The following is an 18,189-nucleotide window of genomic DNA, read 5'->3' as shown; positions in this document are numbered from 1 at the left end:
AACGAGAGGGTAAGTGATGACATGACACGTTTAGATCTCGAACCGCGGCACGTGGTGGGTATCGTCTGTCTGGGAGGGCTCGCGTTTGCACCGTTTTTGCTGGACGTACTTACGGTACGACAGCTACAGGGGGCACTGTTCCTCGGTATGTTCGCGATGAGTTGGGACTACGTTTCGGGGTACACCGGACAGTTGAGTTTCGGTCACAGCATGTTCTTCGCAGCGGGCGGGTACACCGCGACGCTCGTCAACCTCCACCTCGGGGTAACGCCCGTACTCGCGATCGTCGTGGGAACGGCCGTTGCGGGCCTGCTCGGAATCATCGTGGGATTCCCCGCACTCCGGCTCCGAGGCCCGTACCTGGCGCTCATCACGCTCATTATTCCGCTCATATTAGTGCAGATCGCCAACATCTTCCCGGGGATTCTCGGCGGCGAGGCGGGCCTCAGAAGTCCAGACAGCCTCGTTACCATCGGCGACACGGTCGCGTCGATCCTGACGACGATCGGGTTCAGAACGCCGTTCGACCAGGAAGTATTCGTCTACTATTACATCAGTCTCTTCTTTTTCCTGGGGATCTTCACGCTGTTTTACGTGTTCACTCGCTCGTACGTCGGTGAGATCTTTACCGCAATCCGAGAGGACGAAGACGCGGTACTGGCGTCGGGTATCAATCCGGCCAAATTCAAAGTGTTCTCGTTCACGATGAGCGGTGCAGTGGGCGGGTTCGCCGGCGCGGCGTTCGTCCACACGGGCGGGAGCCCGTCACCGGACGCCCTGTTGCTGGTGGTCGTCAGCATCGAAGTCGTGTTGATCAGTATCCTCGGCGGGATGGGAACGATCACCGGCCCCGCAGCGATCGGGATCGCCTACTATTTCGTTCGTGACTTCCTGCAAACGACGTTCAGTCACGTCTCGATGGTGATTTTCTTCACGCTCGCCTTGCTCGTCCTGTTCTTCCTACCGAAAGGACTCATTCCGGGGCTAGGAGACCTGAGTCGCAAGATACTCGAGTTACGAGATCGACGCGCGAACCCAACTACCTAACACGGAGATATCAATGAGTTCACACGCTACGCAATCGGTCGATGGCACAGCACGCACGGACGACATCCTCCGCCTCGAGAACGTGACCAAACGCTTCGGCGGCGTCGTCGCGGTCGACGACCTGTCGTTTTCGGTCCGCGAGGAAGAGATTCTGGGCTTTATCGGCCCAAATGGGGCCGGCAAGTCGACAACGTTCAACTGCGTGTCGGGGGCTTTTCCGCCCACCGATGGCACGATCTATTATCGAGACGAAGACGTCACGGGGATGCCCCAGTATGCACTCGTCGAGAAGGGACTAGCCCGGACGTACCAGACCTTCCGACCGCTCGAGGATCGAACCGTCCTCGAGAACGTCTCGCTGTCGATGGTTCCGAACAAATTGTTCTCGTTCGACGAGTTCCGAACCGACGTCGAGGACCGAGCCAGGGAGATCTGCCAGCAGGTCGGACTGACCGAGTACATGCATCAGACGCCCGACGAACTCCCCCACGCCGGATTGTTACGGCTCGAGGTCGGTCGGGCGATCGGAACCGAGCCGGATCTCCTGCTGGTCGACGAACCGTTCGCCGGGCTCACGCCGGAGGAGGTCGAACGAACGGCGACGCTGTTTCGGTCGCTGCGCGAAGACGGGATGACGTTGATCGTCATCGACCACAACATGCACGGACTCCTCGATCTCGTCGACAGGGTCGTCGTGATTTCCTTCGGCGAAAAGATCGCCGAAGGATCCCCCGACGAGATTCGAAACGATCCGACGGTACAGGAAGCCTACCTCGGAGGGGAACTATGAGCACGACGAAACAGGAGACCGACGCCGTTCTCTCGGTCGAGAACCTCTCGGTCTCGTACGGGAAAGTACAGGCGCTCGAGGACGTGAACGTCGACGTCAAAAGCGGCGAGACCGTCGCGGTGATCGGCCCGAACGGGGCCGGCAAGTCGACGCTGGTCGATACGATCGGCGGGTTCCACGACTACGACGGATCGATCCGATACAACGGGATGGAGGTCGCCGACTCCTCGACGTCGAACCTGATCGCGGACGGGTTGTTTTACTGCACCGAGCGTCGAGACCTGTTCGACTACATGAGCGTCGAGCAGAACCTACGTCTCGGGTCGTATCTAAACGACGAGGGCGAGGAACGACGACTCGAGGAGGTGTTCGATCTCTTCCCGCGACTCGAGGAGCGACGGACCCAGGAAACTCAGTCGCTGAGTGGCGGCGAGATGCAGATGCTCTCGCTCGGCCGCGGACTGATGAGCGACCCCGAGTTTCTCATCCTCGACGAGCCGTCGATCGGGCTCGCGCCAGTCATCCTACAGGACATCAGCGAGGCGCTCGAGTCCATTCAGGAACTGTCCGTCGAGATCCTCATCTGCGAGCAGAACATCACGTTCGCACTCGAGCACGCCGACCGACTCTACCTGCTCGAGAACGGATCAGTGAGACGCTCGGGGACGCCGGATAGCCTCGAATCCGACAAGTTCGTCGAGACGTATATCGGCGGGTAAATGACGGTTTCTTATTTATATATGAATTAAAATAGGTACTAAATCGCCGTGTCGAATTCTTTTATTTAGTGTATGTATCCAATCTATAATTGCTTTTTCAGGCCAATATAAATATATAATAGGCCAAATACAACAAGCAGCTATATTTGAGTGGTATTGGTACTCTACCGCTCTTGCCTCATCTGGGAATGTTTGGGAACGGAACCCCTTTCCCGCCTTAATTGTGGTTTGGCCATCATGCAGGATAGAATTCTCTTCTCCACGTACAATATATTCAATCATCATTGAATGTTTGGTTAAATTATTGATAATGAGGACTGCGCCATTTTGCTCTTCGGTCCCAGTCACCCACTCGAGACAACCTTGTAGCGGGAGGCTGAAACTGACGACCGTTGTTTGAAGCAGTCTTCTTCGGGTAAATAAATACAAACTTGCATCGTTACACATCTAGCTAGTAATCTTCTATTCTAGCTACTACCTATAAAATATTGAATCTCTAACAGAGATATTTCATTTGATCTCCAGTTCTTAGACGAAAACGCTTCAGGACTTGCCGCCAGGATACTCGTGGTACTGCATCCCCTGGTGTTTCATCTCGTTGTGTCGTTCCTCGAGGAACGAGTAGACCGCGCCGTGTGGCGCGCCGTCGAGTAACATCTCGGCGGCGGTTCGGACGGCGTCGACTTCCGGCGGGGAGCCGATGACCCCCAGCGTCGAGCCGTAGATGACGACCGACGCGCCCGCGAGTTCCTCCATTAGCTCTCGAGTGCGGCCGTTTTCGCCGATCAGTCGTCCCTTCTTGCGTTTCAGGTCGTTTTTGTTGCGCGAGGCGGCGTCGATGTCGACGACGTCGAACAGCATCATGTCGTCGTCGAGCAGTCGAAGCGCGTCCTCCGGCGGAAAGCCGCGACCGATCGCGCGAACGATTTCCGGGCCTTTGAGCCCCTTGACTGGATCGCCGACGGTGTCGACGGCGACCGACCCGTTCTCGGAATCGATGTCCAGTCGAACCTCGGCCGCCGCTTCGATCTCTCGCATCGTCTCGCCTCCTTCGCCGATGAGAACGCCGATACGGTCCTGCGGAATCTTCACGTGCTGCATGCTCGCTACTACTGGACGAGACAGCAAAAGGCCTTGGACCGCGTTCGCGGGTCGTCCCCACGGATTTGGCGGCTTCTCGGACTCGCTCGCCGAGAGGCAACGCTGACGACGGGCGCTCGTCGCCTAGACGATGTCGACCGTCTTCGACTCCCGCTGGGGCACGAGCGGCAGGTCGGGGAACGCGACGCTGACCGTAAACTCGAGTTCGTCCGCGTTGGCCCCGAAGACGCCGACGGGGACGGTCTCCTCCCCTCGGAGGTACGTGCTCGTCTTCGTCATCTCGACCCCGTTTACGGTGACGCGAATGCCCGCCTGTGCGGGTTCGCCGACGTTGCGAACCGTCACCTCGCGGGCGTCGTTCTCGCCGGTCGCGATCTCGTCGGGGAACCGCCCCCACCCGAGTTCGACGGCAGGAAGCGACTGCGCGCTTTCGTAGACCCGCTCGGCGACGCCGTCCGACAGGCCCGCCGAGACGAGTCCGTCGATCCCCGCTTCGACGAGGTCGCCGGGCGTCGAATGTCCCTCTTTGGCGAGTTTGCTCGCGCGACCGGGCCCGACCCCGTCGATGGCCGTGAGCCCGACCGCGTCCTCGGCGACGCCGTTTTCGATCCGGGCTTCGACCCGCCGGGCGAGGTTCGCCTCGTGTGGCCCCGAAAACCGCTCGAGAAACGCCTGTAGCGCCGAGAGGAGCCGGGTCGCGTTCCGCCGGATGACCCACGCGTCGCTCCGGAGTTCGCTCGGCGTTGACCCGCTGGCGGCTCCCATAAGAATCGCGAGCACCTTCCGCTGGCCCGCATCGAGATCGTCGGTCTCCTGGCCGACCAGCACGGCGTTGATCGCGTCGCGTTCGGACTGGCGCGCCGAGACCGAATCGAACTCGACCGCGCCGGCGACGGTCTCGAGCACGTCCGCCGTCTCGATCGACTCTCGCTCGGTCAGCGAGGCGAACCGCGCCGCCGTCTCGAGGCGCAGGTAGTACTTCGAGGCGAGCACGCCCCGCGGCGTCGCTTCGATCGAGAGGTCCTCGCCTGTCTCGACGAATCCGCGTTCGACCAGGCGCTCGAGACAGTCTCGAACCCGCTGTCGGAGGTTCGGGAAGTCGTACTCCTCGGGCCGGGATTGCCCGCGGACGTAGTAAAACGTCGTCTCGAGCCAGTCCATCACGTCCTCTAAGTCCGTGATCGTCCCCATCGCGATCTCTGCGTTGAGGTGAGTCTCTAAGCTCTCGGCGAGTCGCGATTCGATCTCCTTGCCGTCTTTGAGCAACTGTCTGTACTTGTCGGCCTCCGAGGCGTCGCAGACGACCCAGCCGTACCCGATATCGTCGTAGCCGGGCCGCCCCGCTCGTCCGAGCATCTGGAGGACGTCGAGCGGGCTCATGTCGACCTCGCCCTCGAGCGGGTCGTGGAGTTTCGTGTCCCGGATCACGACACAGCGGGCGGGCAGGTTCACGCCCCAGGCCAGCGTCGAGGTCGAAAAGAGCAGTTCGACAATCCCTTCCTTGAACCACTCCTCGACGAGGTCCCGGTCGTTCTTCGAGAGCCCCGCGTGGTGGAAGGCCACGCCGTCGAGGACGGAGTTTCGGAGCGTGTCGTTCTCGAGTTCCTGTGCGTCGGTGTGGAAATCGTAGTTCCCGCGGGCCCCCATCGGTATGTCGCGTTCGGCAATCTCGTCTCTGGCTTTCTCCGCGGCCCGAACCGTGTCCTGTCGCGAGGAGACGAACACGAGCGCCTGCCCGTCTTCGCGCAGGTGTGGCTCGGCGAGGTCGAGCGCCCGGTACAGTCGTCGGTACTTGTCCGCGAACGCGTTCTCGCCGTGCGTGTAGGTTTTGACTCCCGCGTTGAGGTCGACGGGACGGTACTCCTCGCCGAACTCGAAGGTCGTCTCGGCGCTCGCGTCGAGCCACGCCGCGACGTCTTCGACGTTCGGCATCGTCGCCGAGAGCGCGACGATGCGGGGCTCACAGAGCCGTCGCAATCGCGAAATCGTCACCTCAAGGACCGACCCTCGCCTGTCGGCATCGAGCAAGTGCACCTCGTCGATCACGCAGACGTCGATGTCGGTGACGAAATCGTAGCGTCTCGAGTCGTGTTTCCTGGTCGCCGAGTCGAGTTTCTCGGGGGTCATCACGAGGATGTCCGCCCGCCGCGCCCGCCGCGGGTTCAGGTCGCGCTCGCCGGTGACGACGTAGACCGAGTGGCCCAGTTCCTCGAAGCGATCCCAGTCGTCTTCTTTCTCGTTCGTCAGCGCTCGCATCGGGGCGATAAAAAGCGCCGTCCCGCCGTCGGCGAGCGCCTTACAGATCGCCAGCTCCGCGAGCGCGGTCTTTCCGGACGCGGTCGGCGCGCTCGCGACCACGTTCTCCTCGCGCTCGAGTAAGGCGGGCAGGGCTTCGCGTTGCATCCGGTTGAACTCCTCGAACGCGAAGGCGTCGGCGAACTCCGGCAGCACCTCGGCGACCTCCATCGTCCGAAAACGGGAAGCGGTCGGTGAAAGGCGTTTCCTTCGCACGCCGCCGGGGCGTTCGAGGCCGGCCGCGAACGCACAACGCGATCGCGAACGGCCGCTCGGAGCGCGAGCGCCTCGAAAACGAAACCGGGAACGAAATCAGGGCTGTTGGTATTGACTCGATCGCTCGGAGACGTTCTGGAGTTGATCGCTCAGCAAGCTACTCGCGCGGTCGGGTCTGGGAACGTGTTCGAAGGTTAGCTCCGGATCGCCCGACCCTGCGGTGTAGACCGTTAAATCCCCGTATCCCAGCACCCGACCGATCGCGTCCTGCTCGAGACTGATGTTCTGGACGCGCTCGAGGCGAAACTGGGTGACGTCCCTCGAGACGACGCCGTCTTTCTTGTAGAGTTCGGCGGTCGTGATGACGTACCGGGTGTTCGTCCAGACCAGGTATCGAACGAGCACCAGCGAGACGCCGACGAGCGCGAGCGCGAAGCCGATCGCCAGAAACAGGGTGGTCTCGGTCGTCGTACTCCAGCCGACGACGACGATCCCGACGAGCGTGACGAGAACGCCGACCGGGAGCCCGGTCCCCATCGCGACCGGGTGGGGACGACTCTCCCAGACGATGTCGTGCTCGTCGCTCAGGTGAAACCAGTCCGGCGTGGAGCCGAAGGCCATTGGCCCCTCGCTATTCCGTTGGTCACCGTAAAGCTGTCGCGAGAATGGTGTGCTTACCGCGAGGTACTGGCGGTAACCGGGTGCCGACCGCGGTGACAACGTCCTTTTGCCTGTCCGGTCCGAACGGGTGGGCATGACTCCGGTCGAGACCAAACTCGAGGCCGCCCGCGCCGACCTCGCGGACCGCGACGGCGCGCTGGTCGCGTTCTCCGGCGGGGTGGACTCGAGCGTCGTGGCCGCTATCGCACACGACGCGCTGGGCGCAGACGCCGTCGCCTGTACGGCAAAGAGCGAGACGCTTCCCGAGGCCGAACTCGAGGATGCGAGACGGGTCGCCGCGGAGATCGGTATCCGCCACGAGATCGTCTCCTTCTCGGAACTCGAGAGCGACGACTTCGTCGAGAACGACGGCGATCGGTGCTATCACTGTCGAACGATGCGGTTGGGCGAGATGCTCGAGACGGCAAAACGCCTCGACATCGGGACGGTCTGTGACGGAACTAACGCCGACGACCCCGGCGCGGGTCACCGGCCGGGACTGCAGGCCGTCGAGGAACTCGACGTCGCCTCGCCGCTTTTGGCCCACGACATCACGAAAGACGAGGTTCGCGAGATCGCCGAGCGCTACGACCTCTCGGTCGCGGACAAACCGTCGATGGCCTGTCTCTCCTCTCGCATTCCGACGGGGGTTTCGGTCACCGAGGAGCGACTCACACGCGTCGAGCAGGCCGAAGCCGTCCTCCGCGACTGGGGGTTCGACCAGTTCCGTGTGCGCGACCACGACGGACTCGCACGAATCGAGGTCGCCCCCGACGAACTCGAGGTCGCGCTCGATCCGGCCTTCGTCGAGGCCGCGCGCGAGGCCCTCTCGGATATCGGTTTCGAGCACGTCACCCTCGACCTCCACGGCTACCGGACCGGGAGCGTGAGCCCCGAGACCGACGGAGCGGATGCCAGCGGGAGGGACGTCGTCAGCGCGAATGTCGATGGAGCGAGCGTCGACGACGACGTCCCGAGTACGGACTGACGGCCCTCGGCCGAGGCTCGACACGTGATAGGCGAATTCTTCGACTTCGACGACATCTGAAACACGTTCGTCCAGAATATAATCTTCTTCGACCAGCAAAACCACTCATTGGTCCGATTTCGCAACTAACGTCCGGGAATATTGCGTAATACGATACGAACGTATCCCTTGCCTGAATAGGGGGACACGATGGAGATCGAGGTTCCCCCAGACTGGACCGAAGCGGAACACAGGAGCTACACACCGGCGGACAGCGATCGGGAAATGCAGTACCGCATCTATCGCCACGAATCGGGCGATCTGCGAGTCAAAGTCGCACCGGCGTCGCTCGACGGCGAAGACCATCCCGGGTACACGCTCACGACGACCAGCTATCCGGGCCTCGAGTTCTCCGAGACGAACACCGTCAGAACCGTTCTCACCTTCGAACGCTGCGGAAAAATCGCCCGGCGCTTCATGGAACTCTTTTCGGCGAGCTACGACGGGCCGGGCTCGCTCGAGGACGCCGTCGAGTACGCACACGACCGGACGTGCGAACACCGGTAGTCCGGATCCGACGCCGCTCACGTGTAGTTGCCGTCGCCCTCCTTGGATCTGGGCGCTCGTCGCCGTTCCGCGGCTTACCGCTCGTCGCCGTTTTCGTGGCTTACCGCCCGTCGAACACGGTCGCGTCGCTTGGACTCGAAACGCAGCGCAGAAACGCTATCCTACAGCCCCTCGTCGAACAGCTCCGGGGCCGCATCGCTCGAAGCGTGTTGCCGGTGCGCGGAGCGCCGTCGTCGCTTTCGATCGTCCGAACCGTCCGCTACCTGCTCGAGGCCATCGACCACCCGGTCGGTTCGCCGGCGTTCTCGAGTCATCTCAGTCGTCGCCCGGCGCGGCGGAGCCGTCGGCGTTCGCCGCGGCATCGTCGTCGGCGAAGGGGTACCACGCCTGTTTGCCGTCGTCCATGTACGGCGCCTCGAAGTCCGACTCGACGGGTTCGCAGAACTCGACGAGGGCTTCGGTGCCGGTCGCCTCGACCCACTGGCGGAACGTCTGTCCTTCCTCTCGGTGGGCTGCGAAGGTCTCGAGGAGCCGCTTGATCGCCATCGGCGCCTCGTCGGCCGGCACGCGCTGTTGGATCCACTCGACGAACGAGGGGTTCTCGCCGACCCCGCCGCCGACGCCGATGTCGAAGGCCTCGACCATCTCGCCGTCCTTGCGCGCGCGCATACCCTGCAGGCCGATATCGGCCGTCATCGCCTGTCCGCAGTCGGCCGTACAGCCCGAGTAGTGCATGCGGATCTGTTCGACATCGTCGGGAAGTTCGACGTTGGCGTTGAGCCAGCGCAGCATCTTTGCCATTCGCGCTTTCGTCTCGGTCAGCGCGATCGAACAGAATTCGGTGCCGGTACAGGCCATTGCGCCGCGGTCGAAGACGCTCGGTTCCGGCGGGTAGGTCTCGAGCAGCGGTTCCGCGAGAAGCTCCTCGAGGTTCTCGTCGGGGACGTCCGTGATGATGCAGTTCTGTCGACGGGTCAGTCGAATTTCGCCGGAACCGTACTCGTCGGCCAGATCGGCGATCGCGATCGCGTCCTCCGCGGGGAGCCGCCCGACGGGGACCGTGAGACCGACGTAGTTCGTCCCGTCGGATTGGTCGCCGACGCCGACGTAATCTCGGGGACCGTCTCCGTCCGGTCGACCCGCGTTGTACGTGTACTCCTCGCGGAAGTCCTCGCCGGCGGTTTTCAGCTCGAAGTCGACGTACTCCGCCTGAAGCGTCTCGCGAATCTTCTCCTCGCCCCAGTCCTCGACGAAAAACCGCGAGCGGTTCTTCGCCCGCGTCGTCCGGTTGCCGTAGTCGTGGTAGAGTTCGACGAAGCCGCGGCCGACCTCGTAGGCGTTCTCCGGCGTGACGAAGATGTCGAGCGGCGTCGCCGCACGGGGCTGGCGACCGCCGAGGCCACCGCCGACGCGCACGTTGAATCCCTTGACGACCTCGCCGTCGATCTCCTTGCGGGCCGCCTCGAAACCGATGTCGTTGAGCGAGTCCTGGGCGCTGCCATCTTTCGAACCCGTCGCGCTGATGTTGAACTTCCGGGGCATGTTCGACAGCGCGTCGTCGCCGCGACACTTCTCTTGAAACTCCTCGAGCAGCGACAGCGGGTCGACGTACTCGTCGATCTTCCCCGCGAGCGCACCGCCGGAGATGTTTCGCATCGTGTCGCCGCCGGCGGATCGACTCGAGACGCCCGTCGACTCGAGGTGCTCCCAGACGTCTGGAACCTCCTCGAGATCGAGCCAGTGGAGTTGGACCGACTGGCGGGTCGTCAGGTCGAGAAAGCCGTTCCCGAACTCCGGGTTTTCGACCGGGCCGGTCGCGTAGTCGCGAGCGACCTCACCGATCGCACGGAGTTGGCCGGGCTCGAGCACGCCGCTCGCGTTCGTCAGGCGCATCATGAAGTACGATTCCTGGCCGTCGCGCTGGTGGAACAGCCCCCAGAACTTGAACCGGGTGAACCACTTGTCTCGCTCGTCTTCCGGAATCGACTCGAAGCCTTCGTCGGCGAACTCGAGGATGTGTTCGCGGACTTCGTCGCCGTAGCAGTCTTTTTTGTGCTCCTCTTTTTTATGAACCATCGTCGATCACCACGGCACTGTCTGACCGTTCGTCCTCTAAATTAGCAGATTTCAATTGGATCATTGCTCAATGTACGATTCATAGCCATGGTAGTGAACAATATAATGCTAACTGTTTACAAACAACCAAATATGGGCGCATTCTCGTACGACTACCCGATGTACAATGACATATTGTGTGTATTAGGACGATGATCGAAATTATCGGCCGCGGCAGTCCCTATCTTTTCATCGCTTTCGCGGTGAAGCACGACCGATTGCGGCCGTCATCGAAGCTCGAGTACGACGTATCGTGCCCGACGAATACCCTCGAGCGCCGACCACCGAAACGGTTCGGTAGCGTTTTCCCGCCGGTCACACTCTGTTCAGCCATGACAGCGTACCCGCCGATCAGCGAGCAGCTAGACGATCTCGAGGCGGCTCGAGAAGAGGGTCGCCGAAAGATGGACTGGGCCGCCCAGCACATGCCGATCATGGAGGCCGTCGGCGACGAGTTCGATGCGAACCAGCCCTTCGAGGGCGAGCGGATCGCGATGGCGATGCACGTCGAGGCGAAGACGGCGATTCTGGTCGAAACGCTCGCCGACGGCGGCGCCGAGGTCGCGGTCACGGGCTGTAACCCCCTCTCGACTCACGACGACGTGAGTGCGGCGCTCGACACCCACGAGAACATCACGAGCTACGCGAAACGCGGCGTCGACGACGACGAATATTATGAGGCGATCGAAGCCGTCATCGACCTCGAGCCGACCGTCACCGTCGACGACGGCATGGACCTCGTCGCCGCGATCCACGAGGACTATCCCGAACTGATCGACGGCATCGTCGGCGGGGCCGAGGAGACGACCACCGGCGTCCACCGCCTGCGCGCGATGGACGACGACGGCGCGCTCGAGTACCCCGTCTTCGCGGTCAACGACACGCCAATGAAACGCCTGTTCGACAACGTCCACGGCACCGGCGAGTCCTCGCTGGCCTCCATCGCCATGACCACGAACCTCTCGTGGGCGGGCAAGAACGTCGTCGTCGCGGGCTACGGCTACTGCGGCAAGGGCGTCGCGAAGAAGGCCGCCGGCCAGAACGCGAACGTCATCGTCACCGAAGTCGAACCCCGCCGCGCGCTCGAGGCCCACATGGAAGGCTACGAGGTCATGCCGATGGCCGACGCTGCGGAGGTCGGCGACGTGTTCCTCACGACGACGGGCAACCGCGATGTAGTCGTCCGCGAGCACTTCCAGTCGATGAAAGACGGCGTCTTGCTCGCGAACGCGGGCCACTTCGACATCGAGATCGACCTCGACGCGCTCGACGACCTCGCGGTCGACCGCTACGAGGCCCGCGACGGCGTCGAGGCCTACGAGATGGAGGACGGACGCCGATTGAACGTGATTGCCGAGGGTCGACTGGTCAATCTTGCGGCTCCCGTCTCACTCGGTCACCCCGTCGAAGTGATGGACCAGAGCTTCGGCATTCAGGCCGTCTGCGTCCGAGAGATGCTCGAGAACGCCGACGAGTACGACGCCGGCGTGCACGACGTTCCCGACGAGCTGGACAAAGAGATCGCGGAGATCAAACTCGAGGCCGAGGGCGTCGATTTCGACTCCCTGACCGACACCCAGCGTGAGTACATGGGCTCGTGGGACCACGGAACGTAACGGAGAACGTGTAATCTCGAGGTAACGGGACGTAGAGACGTATTTTCGCGGACTAATGGGTGTCGGTATATCTCGCGTCACGCCACGTTCTCGGTTCCGCCTGCGGCGATTCCAGAACACAAATCGCTTCCTCCGGAGAGAGAACTCGTCGTCGCTTTTCGCAGGTCCCGTTCCGACGTACAACTTCCCGCCCGATAAGAAGCCTCTGTGCGGTATATGCGGATCCGAAGCCAACGAGTAGCTGTAAGAGGTGACCGATTATGGCAGACACTTCGGTAAACCGGTTGGAAAGCACGCTCGGCGGGATTTGACTCGAGTGCCGTCCGCATCAGCTCAGTACGTGGGCGATCGTCGGCCTTCGACTCGTGATGGGCTGGGTCATGCTGTCGGCGGGGTGGGGAAAGTTCACGGGCGGCTTTAGCACCTACGGGTGCCTGTCGAACGTCGATCCGGCGAGCCCGGCCAGCGGCGTCTTCGGTGCGATGGCCGAGAACGCGGCGATGATGGTCGCGGTGGACGCGATCGTCCCCGCGACCCAGATTCTGATCGGGCTGGCCCTGCTCGCCGGCCTGTTCGTCCGACTGGCCGTGTTCGGAGCGGCGACCCAGATGGTGCTTTTCTACCTGGGTAGCTGGCACGTCGCCGGCGGTGCGGTCAACGACCAGTTCGTCTACGCCGCGGTCTTCCTCGCGCTGGGTGCGTTCGCGGCCGGCCGGGTCCTTGGCGCCGACCGGTACCTCGAGGAGCACTCGCTCGTCGAGCGCTTCCCGTCCCTGCGCTACCTGCTCGGATAGGCTGGGGTATCCCATAACCGGCGCTTCCAAGGCAGTGCGTTTCCGATCGGTCGAGCCCATCCATCGCCCGCGATCACGCCCGAACGCCGCTTCGTGCGGACGGTCGTTCGATTCGTAGCCGACTATCGTTCCGAAATACCTAAACCTAACTATATTCGCAATATATAGCTACGAACGTACACCGATACGCTGTGTCTGAATACGATCAAAACATATATCTCCTACTACTCCAAGATATGAGTACGGAACGATCCACAATGTCCAACGTTTCACGCCGCGGTATCTCGGACGGCGATACGCTCGAGGCGGATACGGAGTCGACCGGTGCGCTCGAGCACGTCACGGCAGCGTACGAGGACGGCCCGGACGCCTGTACGATGTACCCGCGGAACTGCACCGATCACGAGATCGCCACCCACTGGATCACCGCCGAGACGGGGTCGTACGTCGACCTCTCGGATATGCGCTAGGTCACCTGATGACTGTTCTGCAAAAGGAACGCCCAAGGGGTTCGTCGATGTACGCCCTTCCATGGCTCCGCCAACTCGCTCTGAGAGTCCAGCACGATCTGTTCTCGTCGGGTTCGGTCTCGCCGCGTTCGCCATCGTCTTCGTCAACCTCCTCGTGGCTCCGCTGGCGGTTCTCGAGCCCGCGCTGGCGGAACAGGGCCAGTCGGCCGACCGAGGACTGACGATCCTGCTGTTGGTGGTGAACTTCGGCGGGTTCTTCCTCGCCGGCGGGATCTACCTCGCCCTCACCGACCGCGGCTGGTCGTTCGTCGATCTTCGAATTCCCACGTTCGACGACTGGGCGTGGGCCATCGCGGCGACGCTCGGGAGCATTCTGTTCATCGTCGTCTTCGGATTTCTCATCCAGTTCCTCGAGTTGCCCCAGAGTTCGAACGAGGTCGTCTCCCTCGTCGGCGACGATCGGATCTTGCTGCTCGCGATGTTCGCGATCGTGGTCTTCGCGAACGCGCCGGCCGAGGAGTTCTTCTTCCGGAACATCGTTCAAAAGCGCCTCTACGAGTCGCTCAGCCGGGACGGCGCGGTCCTCACGGCGAGTCTGATATTCGCGCTCGTCCACATCCCATCGTACGTTGCAAGCGGATCGCTGTCCGGCATGTTCGTCTCGCTGACCGCCGTCTTCTGTGGCTCGCTGATCTTCGGCTACGCGTACGCCAGAACGGACAACGTGCTCGTCCCGACGGTCGCACACGCCGGTTTCAATCTCTTTCAGTTCGGACTGCTCTACCTGCAACTCGAGTACGCCGACTCCGGGGAACTGCCGTCGCTGCTCCTCGAAACCGCCGTCGCGCTCTTCCCGCTGTAACTGCCTGGAAGCGGCGCGTCGGAGCTCGGTGTATTGGTTTGACACACCGACTGCGGCGCATTCGATTGTCCTGTACCGCCCCGGAACGCGAACCGCATCGAACCGCTCGCGTTCGACGCTGGGTCGCCTCGTTTAAGAGGGGCCGCGCGTGAGTGTGAGATATGTCCCAGGCGAAAGGCGATCGCCGCGAGCGCGAACTCGTGAATATCCTCGACGAGGCGGGCTTTGCGGTGATGCGGGCCCCGGCGAGCGGTTCGGCGACCGAACGGGAACTGCCGGACGTGCTCGCTGGCGACGGCGAGACCTTCTACGCGATCGAAGCCAAATCGAGCTCGGGCGACCCGATCTATCTCACCGGCGAGGAGGTCGAGGCACTCACCTACTTCGCGCAGAACTTCGGCGCGAAACCCCGGATCGGCGTCCGGTTCGACCGCGAGGACTGGTACTTCTTCCACCCCGGCGACCTCCACGTCACCGACGGCGGCAACTACCGCGTCAAAAGCGAGACGGCGATCGCCGACGGCACCGACTTCGCCGAGTTCGTCGGCGAGAGCGAGAAGGTCACCCTCGAGGAGATCGACGAAGGCGGCGTCGACACCGGCCCCGACCCCGAGATCGTCCGCGTGCTCAACGCGGTCGAACAGGGCGTCATGGACGTCGAGGAAGCCGCGACCCTGCTCGAGTAGCGCTCGCTCACAGTCATTCCCCGCCGGTCGTCGCCCGCTCCAGTTCGTCCGGTTCGACCGATCCGTAGTGCACGATGGCTTCGAAGCGCTCGATGGGCGTTCGATCACCGTCTGCGATCCCGCGTGCGTCCCGTTCCTCGAGTTCGTTCGCGACGAACCGCCTCGCGACGAGCGCCGTTCGTCCGTCCCCGCCCTCGAGACCTACCTGTGCCTGCTCGAGGAGGAGCGCGGCGGTGAAGACGTCGAAGACGTAGTGAGCGAGTCGCTTCGCCGACAACTGCGCGTCGTCGGCGTCCGCATTGGCGAGCGTCGCCGTCGCGTTCGCGAGATCGTGGAACTCCGATTCGACGGCCGCCGCTGAGTCCTCGAGGACGGGATGGGTCACGCCCTCGAGTCGCTCCCGTACGGCTTCGAAGAACGGCTCGTGGGCGTCCTCGCGCTCGAGGGCCCGGAGCACGTCGAGCGAGAGAATGTTCTCGGTTCCCTCCCAGATCGGCAGGACCTGCGCGTCCCGAAGCAGTCGGTTGGTGACGAAGTCGTCGACGTAGCCGTTGCCGCCGTGGACCTCCATGGCGTAGGAGGCGGTGTCGACCGCCATCCGCGCGGTTCGGGCCTTCGCGATCGGAATCAATAGCCGTAGCAGCCGGTAGGTGTCTTCGGGTGTCTCGCCCCCTCGAATCTCCCGGTTTTCTCGACCCTCTAGATTCTCTTGATCCTCTCGACTGTCCTGACTCTCGCGCTCGAGTCGCTCGCGTTCCGAGAACAGTCGCGCGGCCTCGAACGTAAACGCCGTCGCGGCCTCGTGATCGACGGTCATGTCGACCAGGTCGGCCCGCAGCAGCGGGTGCTCCTCGATCGGTTTGCCGAATGCCTCCCGGTTCGCCGCGTAGATCCGACTCTCGAGGAGCGCGCGGCCCATGAGTCCACACGAGGCCGCGGCGTTCGACAGTCGCTCGACGTTGAGCATCTCGGTCATCTGTTTGAATCCGTTTCCCTCCTCACCGACGAGGATCCCCTTCGCGCCCGTGAACTCCACCTCGCCGGTCGGTACGGAGATAGTCCCGAGTTTGTCCTTCAGCCGGCGGTAGTACTGGTCGTTGAGAGCGTCGGGTGCTAACCCGCGATTCCCGCCCGCCGCCGCGGCGCGCGCTCGTCGCTCGCGTTTGGTCAGCACGCCGTCGTCCGGATCGGCGTGGGGGACGAGAAACAGGGAGAGGCCGCCGGTTCCGGCCGGCGCGCCCTCAGTGCGAGCGAGCGCGAGGGTCCCTTCGGCATCGATGTTCGAACAGAACCACTTCTCGCCCTCGAGTCGCCAGTAGCCCGACTCCTCGTCGTACGCCGCGCGGGTCTCGTTGGCCCCGACGTCGCTCCCGCCTTGCTTTTCGGTGAGAAACATCGCGCCCTCGATGTGGTTGTCGTGTTCGCGACTGGTCAGCGCTCGGTAGTACGGCTCGAGCGCCTCGTCGCCGAACTTCTCGAGAACGAGCGCCGCGCCCGTCGTCATCGCGACGGGACAGTCGAAGCCGGGATCGGCGTAACTGAGCAGGTACTGCATCGCGAGGTTGTGGCTGTACGGCATCGGTTCCTCGCGGTCCGGCGGCGCGCGAAACGAGTCCGCGACGATGCCCGCCTCGTACGCGAGTTTCTCGTTTTCGTGTTGTTCGGCGGGGTAGCGGACGTAGTTTTGAATCTCGCCGTGTTTGTCGTAGGACTCGAGTACCGGCCCGTCGTCGTCGATGTAATCCGCATTGTCGGCGATCGTGTGGCCGACTGCGCGGCCGAACGACGAGAGTCTGGGCGCCGCCCACGCGAATTCGGATTCGGTGTAGATCCGCTCGAGTTCGCGCTGGAGGGTGCGGTCGAGAGTCCAGTAGTTGACACCCCGCCCCTCCTCGAACTCGCCGAAGTCGATCCTCGAACGCATATCGTGCGTGTAGTTGACGAATCACAATAAAATAGCAGTGCCTCGAGCGGATTCGCTCGCCCCCCTACGGCACGGCTGCGGATCAGTTCCGGCCGTCGGCCCGTACGCGCTCGAGGCGCGTTCGCGGGAAGACGTAGACTTTCAGCGCCGACGGGACGACGCCGTTCTGTGCCACCGTCGCGTGGGGGTAGACGGCGCCGACGACCGGTACGTCGGGGTCGTAACGCTCGTTGGTTCCGTACTCGGAGACCGTCGCGTTCGCGTCGGGAATGCTGACGGCGTCCGCTCGCAAGTCCGAGACATCGACGATCGTCAGCCGGTCTCCGGTCTCGCGGTCGCGGACCGTCACGCCGGGATAGAGTCGATGGCGCTCGCAGTAGAACGGCCCTTCCGTGTCTTCGTCGACGAAGATCGAGTCGCCGCAGTCGGTACACGCGACGGCGATCTGACCGAGCGGCGGCACACGCCCTGCCGTAATCTCGATGGCGACCCGGCGAACGTGCTTGCAGCGGACGTTCCGGAAGACGTGGTCCGGACAGGTACATCGCCCCGCCTCGAGGTCGACGAGGTAGGTGTGGCCGCTCTCGGATTCGACCTCGTAGAGGCCGTCGCCGAGTGCGAGGACGGACATCGCCTCCGTGCGCGCCCGGAGCGATCGCTCCTCGAGTCGTCTATCGGTCGGTACTGGAAGGCTGGTTTTCGGTGACGCGGTCGTTATCATGTGCGTCGAAGGCTGCAGGCGGTCGGCTGGCTATTCGATGTGTGTAGGTGCTCGAGGCGCATAACGGCCGCGCCTGCACACCCACCGTCGCCGATACGTCTCACGTTCTCGTTCGGTTTCCCGCCGTCGACTCGTTGTGCGTTCCCGCTCGATTCACCGTCACCGACTCATTGTGCGTTCCCGCTCGATTCACCGTCACCGACTCATTGCGCGCTCCCGCTCGATTCACCCTCGCGGTTCGTTTCGCGCTCCCGATCGATCGCCGTTCGTCCGAAGCCGTGGTCGAACCCCTCGAGCGCCGCGTTCACCCTCGAGGGCGCATCTCGCGGACGATCCCTTCGATACGTTTTTCACCGGTCCGTCGAAAGCATCGGGCAATGATCGAGCGCGACAGCCTTATCGAAGCCGCCGCCGCCGTCCTCTCGGTTCTTCTCATGGTTTCGACGATGATGTACATCGGGACGACCCACTCCGGATCGGGCGGCCAACTGTCGGCCGACGGCGGCCAGATGTTGGTCGCGGCGATCGTCGGGTTCGTCATCGTTCTCACGGGCGTCGGAGTCGTCCTGGCGTACACCCTGAACGATCCGGAGGATGGACTCGAGGACGCGGACACGCAGGGTTCGGCGTAGGCTACTT

Annotated in this window: 19 protein-coding genes; 11 read left to right on the top strand and 8 right to left on the bottom strand. The window is 62.9% G+C overall.

Annotated elements, in window-relative coordinates; translation table 11 throughout:
• Window positions 1-21 precede the first annotated feature (21 nt).
• Genes EL22_RS07095 through EL22_RS07085 form a run of 3 tightly spaced genes read left to right on the top strand, consistent with a single transcriptional unit; the run spans window position 22 to window position 2,556 of the window.
• Complete coding sequence (locus tag EL22_RS07095; RefSeq protein WP_082146703.1) at window positions 22-1,047, top strand: branched-chain amino acid ABC transporter permease; 1,026 nt, start codon at window positions 22-24, stop codon at window positions 1,045-1,047.
• A gap of 13 nt (window positions 1,048-1,060) precedes the next feature.
• The gene (locus tag EL22_RS07090; protein ID WP_050050844.1) at window positions 1,061-1,837 is read left to right on the top strand and encodes an ABC transporter ATP-binding protein; all 777 of its coding nucleotides are present in this window, start codon (window positions 1,061-1,063) and stop codon (window positions 1,835-1,837) included.
• Window positions 1,834-2,556: an ABC transporter ATP-binding protein gene (locus tag EL22_RS07085; protein WP_050050843.1), complete on the top strand. Its 723-nt coding sequence runs from the start codon at window positions 1,834-1,836 to the stop codon at window positions 2,554-2,556. The genes EL22_RS07090 and EL22_RS07085 overlap by 4 nt, the downstream gene beginning before the upstream one ends.
• Before the next feature lie 15 nt (window positions 2,557-2,571).
• Here EL22_RS07085 and EL22_RS17090 read toward each other — a convergent pair whose 3' ends face one another.
• From EL22_RS17090 to EL22_RS07070, 4 genes are all read right to left on the bottom strand, one after another.
• Window positions 2,572-2,904, bottom strand: coding sequence for a hypothetical protein (locus tag EL22_RS17090; RefSeq protein WP_156184071.1), 333 nt, complete (start codon window positions 2,902-2,904; stop codon window positions 2,572-2,574).
• A gap of 195 nt (window positions 2,905-3,099) precedes the next feature.
• The gene (locus EL22_RS07080; protein ID WP_050050842.1) at window positions 3,100-3,657 is read right to left on the bottom strand and encodes a pre-rRNA-processing protein PNO1; all 558 of its coding nucleotides are present in this window, start codon (window positions 3,655-3,657) and stop codon (window positions 3,100-3,102) included.
• Between the two features lie 123 nt (window positions 3,658-3,780).
• On the bottom strand, window positions 3,781-6,123 hold the full coding sequence (locus EL22_RS07075) for a DEAD/DEAH box helicase (RefSeq protein ID WP_050050841.1): 2,343 nt from the start codon (window positions 6,121-6,123) through the stop codon (window positions 3,781-3,783).
• 141 nt (window positions 6,124-6,264) lie between these two features.
• A complete protein-coding gene (locus EL22_RS07070) occupies window positions 6,265-6,789 on the bottom strand; it encodes a PH domain-containing protein (RefSeq protein ID WP_050050840.1) in 525 nt (174 codons plus the stop codon).
• Window positions 6,790-6,922: 133 nt separating this feature from the next.
• Between EL22_RS07070 and larE the strand changes: the two genes are divergently transcribed.
• Window positions 6,923-7,816, top strand: a complete 894-nt coding sequence (gene larE / locus EL22_RS07065; RefSeq protein ID WP_050050839.1) for an ATP-dependent sacrificial sulfur transferase LarE — start codon at window positions 6,923-6,925, stop codon at window positions 7,814-7,816.
• Between the two features lie 189 nt (window positions 7,817-8,005).
• A complete protein-coding gene (locus tag EL22_RS07060) occupies window positions 8,006-8,362 on the top strand; it encodes a hypothetical protein (protein ID WP_050050838.1) in 357 nt (118 codons plus the stop codon).
• A 161-nt stretch (window positions 8,363-8,523) separates the two neighbouring features.
• Here the strand turns inward: EL22_RS07060 and EL22_RS17085 are convergent, their stop codons facing one another.
• Entirely contained in the window at window positions 8,524-8,676 is a 153-nt protein-coding gene (locus EL22_RS17085) for a hypothetical protein (protein ID WP_156184070.1), read from the bottom strand.
• Window position 8,677: 1 nt separating this feature from the next.
• Window positions 8,678-10,438, bottom strand: a complete 1,761-nt coding sequence (locus tag EL22_RS07055; RefSeq protein WP_050050837.1) for a nitrite/sulfite reductase — start codon at window positions 10,436-10,438, stop codon at window positions 8,678-8,680.
• A 371-nt stretch (window positions 10,439-10,809) separates the two neighbouring features.
• Here EL22_RS07055 and EL22_RS07050 point away from each other — a divergent pair, with 371 nt between their 5' ends.
• The 5 genes from EL22_RS07050 to hjc all read left to right on the top strand — a co-directional run bounded on the left by EL22_RS07050 (window position 10,810) and on the right by hjc (window position 14,905).
• The gene (locus tag EL22_RS07050; RefSeq protein ID WP_050050858.1) at window positions 10,810-12,093 is read left to right on the top strand and encodes an adenosylhomocysteinase; all 1,284 of its coding nucleotides are present in this window, start codon (window positions 10,810-10,812) and stop codon (window positions 12,091-12,093) included.
• Window positions 12,094-12,440: 347 nt separating this feature from the next.
• Complete coding sequence (locus tag EL22_RS07045; protein ID WP_343123187.1) at window positions 12,441-12,887, top strand: DoxX family membrane protein; 447 nt, start codon at window positions 12,441-12,443, stop codon at window positions 12,885-12,887.
• Between the two features lie 257 nt (window positions 12,888-13,144).
• The gene (locus EL22_RS07040; protein WP_050050835.1) at window positions 13,145-13,357 is read left to right on the top strand and encodes a hypothetical protein; all 213 of its coding nucleotides are present in this window, start codon (window positions 13,145-13,147) and stop codon (window positions 13,355-13,357) included.
• 61 nt (window positions 13,358-13,418) lie between these two features.
• Window positions 13,419-14,219: a CPBP family intramembrane glutamic endopeptidase gene (locus EL22_RS07035; RefSeq protein WP_050050834.1), complete on the top strand. Its 801-nt coding sequence runs from the start codon at window positions 13,419-13,421 to the stop codon at window positions 14,217-14,219.
• 161 nt (window positions 14,220-14,380) lie between these two features.
• Window positions 14,381-14,905 (top strand): Holliday junction resolvase Hjc, encoded by a 525-nt coding sequence (gene hjc, locus EL22_RS07030; protein ID WP_050050833.1) that lies wholly within the window; start codon window positions 14,381-14,383, stop codon window positions 14,903-14,905.
• 13 nt (window positions 14,906-14,918) lie between these two features.
• Here hjc and EL22_RS07025 read toward each other — a convergent pair whose 3' ends face one another.
• Both EL22_RS07025 and EL22_RS07020 read right to left on the bottom strand, forming a co-directional pair.
• Window positions 14,919-16,829, bottom strand: coding sequence for an acyl-CoA dehydrogenase family protein (locus tag EL22_RS07025; RefSeq protein ID WP_050050832.1), 1,911 nt, complete (start codon window positions 16,827-16,829; stop codon window positions 14,919-14,921).
• 82 nt (window positions 16,830-16,911) lie between these two features.
• Window positions 16,912-17,550 carry an SWIM zinc finger family protein gene (locus EL22_RS07020; protein WP_050050831.1) on the bottom strand — a complete coding sequence of 213 codons (639 nt, stop codon included), beginning with the start codon at window positions 17,548-17,550 and terminating at the stop codon, window positions 16,912-16,914.
• Between the two features lie 47 nt (window positions 17,551-17,597).
• On the opposite strand from EL22_RS07020, the gene EL22_RS19135 reads away from it, so the two are divergent.
• Window positions 17,598-18,182, top strand: a complete 585-nt coding sequence (locus EL22_RS19135; RefSeq protein WP_343123186.1) for a hypothetical protein — start codon at window positions 17,598-17,600, stop codon at window positions 18,180-18,182.
• Window positions 18,183-18,189: the final 7 nt, after the last annotated feature.

Source organism: Halostagnicola sp. A56, assembly GCF_000691505.1.
Classification (GTDB): Archaea; Halobacteriota; Halobacteria; order Halobacteriales; family Natrialbaceae; genus Halostagnicola.
The sequence above is the reverse complement of the archived record's forward strand: the minus strand, read 5'-3'. Positions and strand labels throughout refer to the sequence as shown.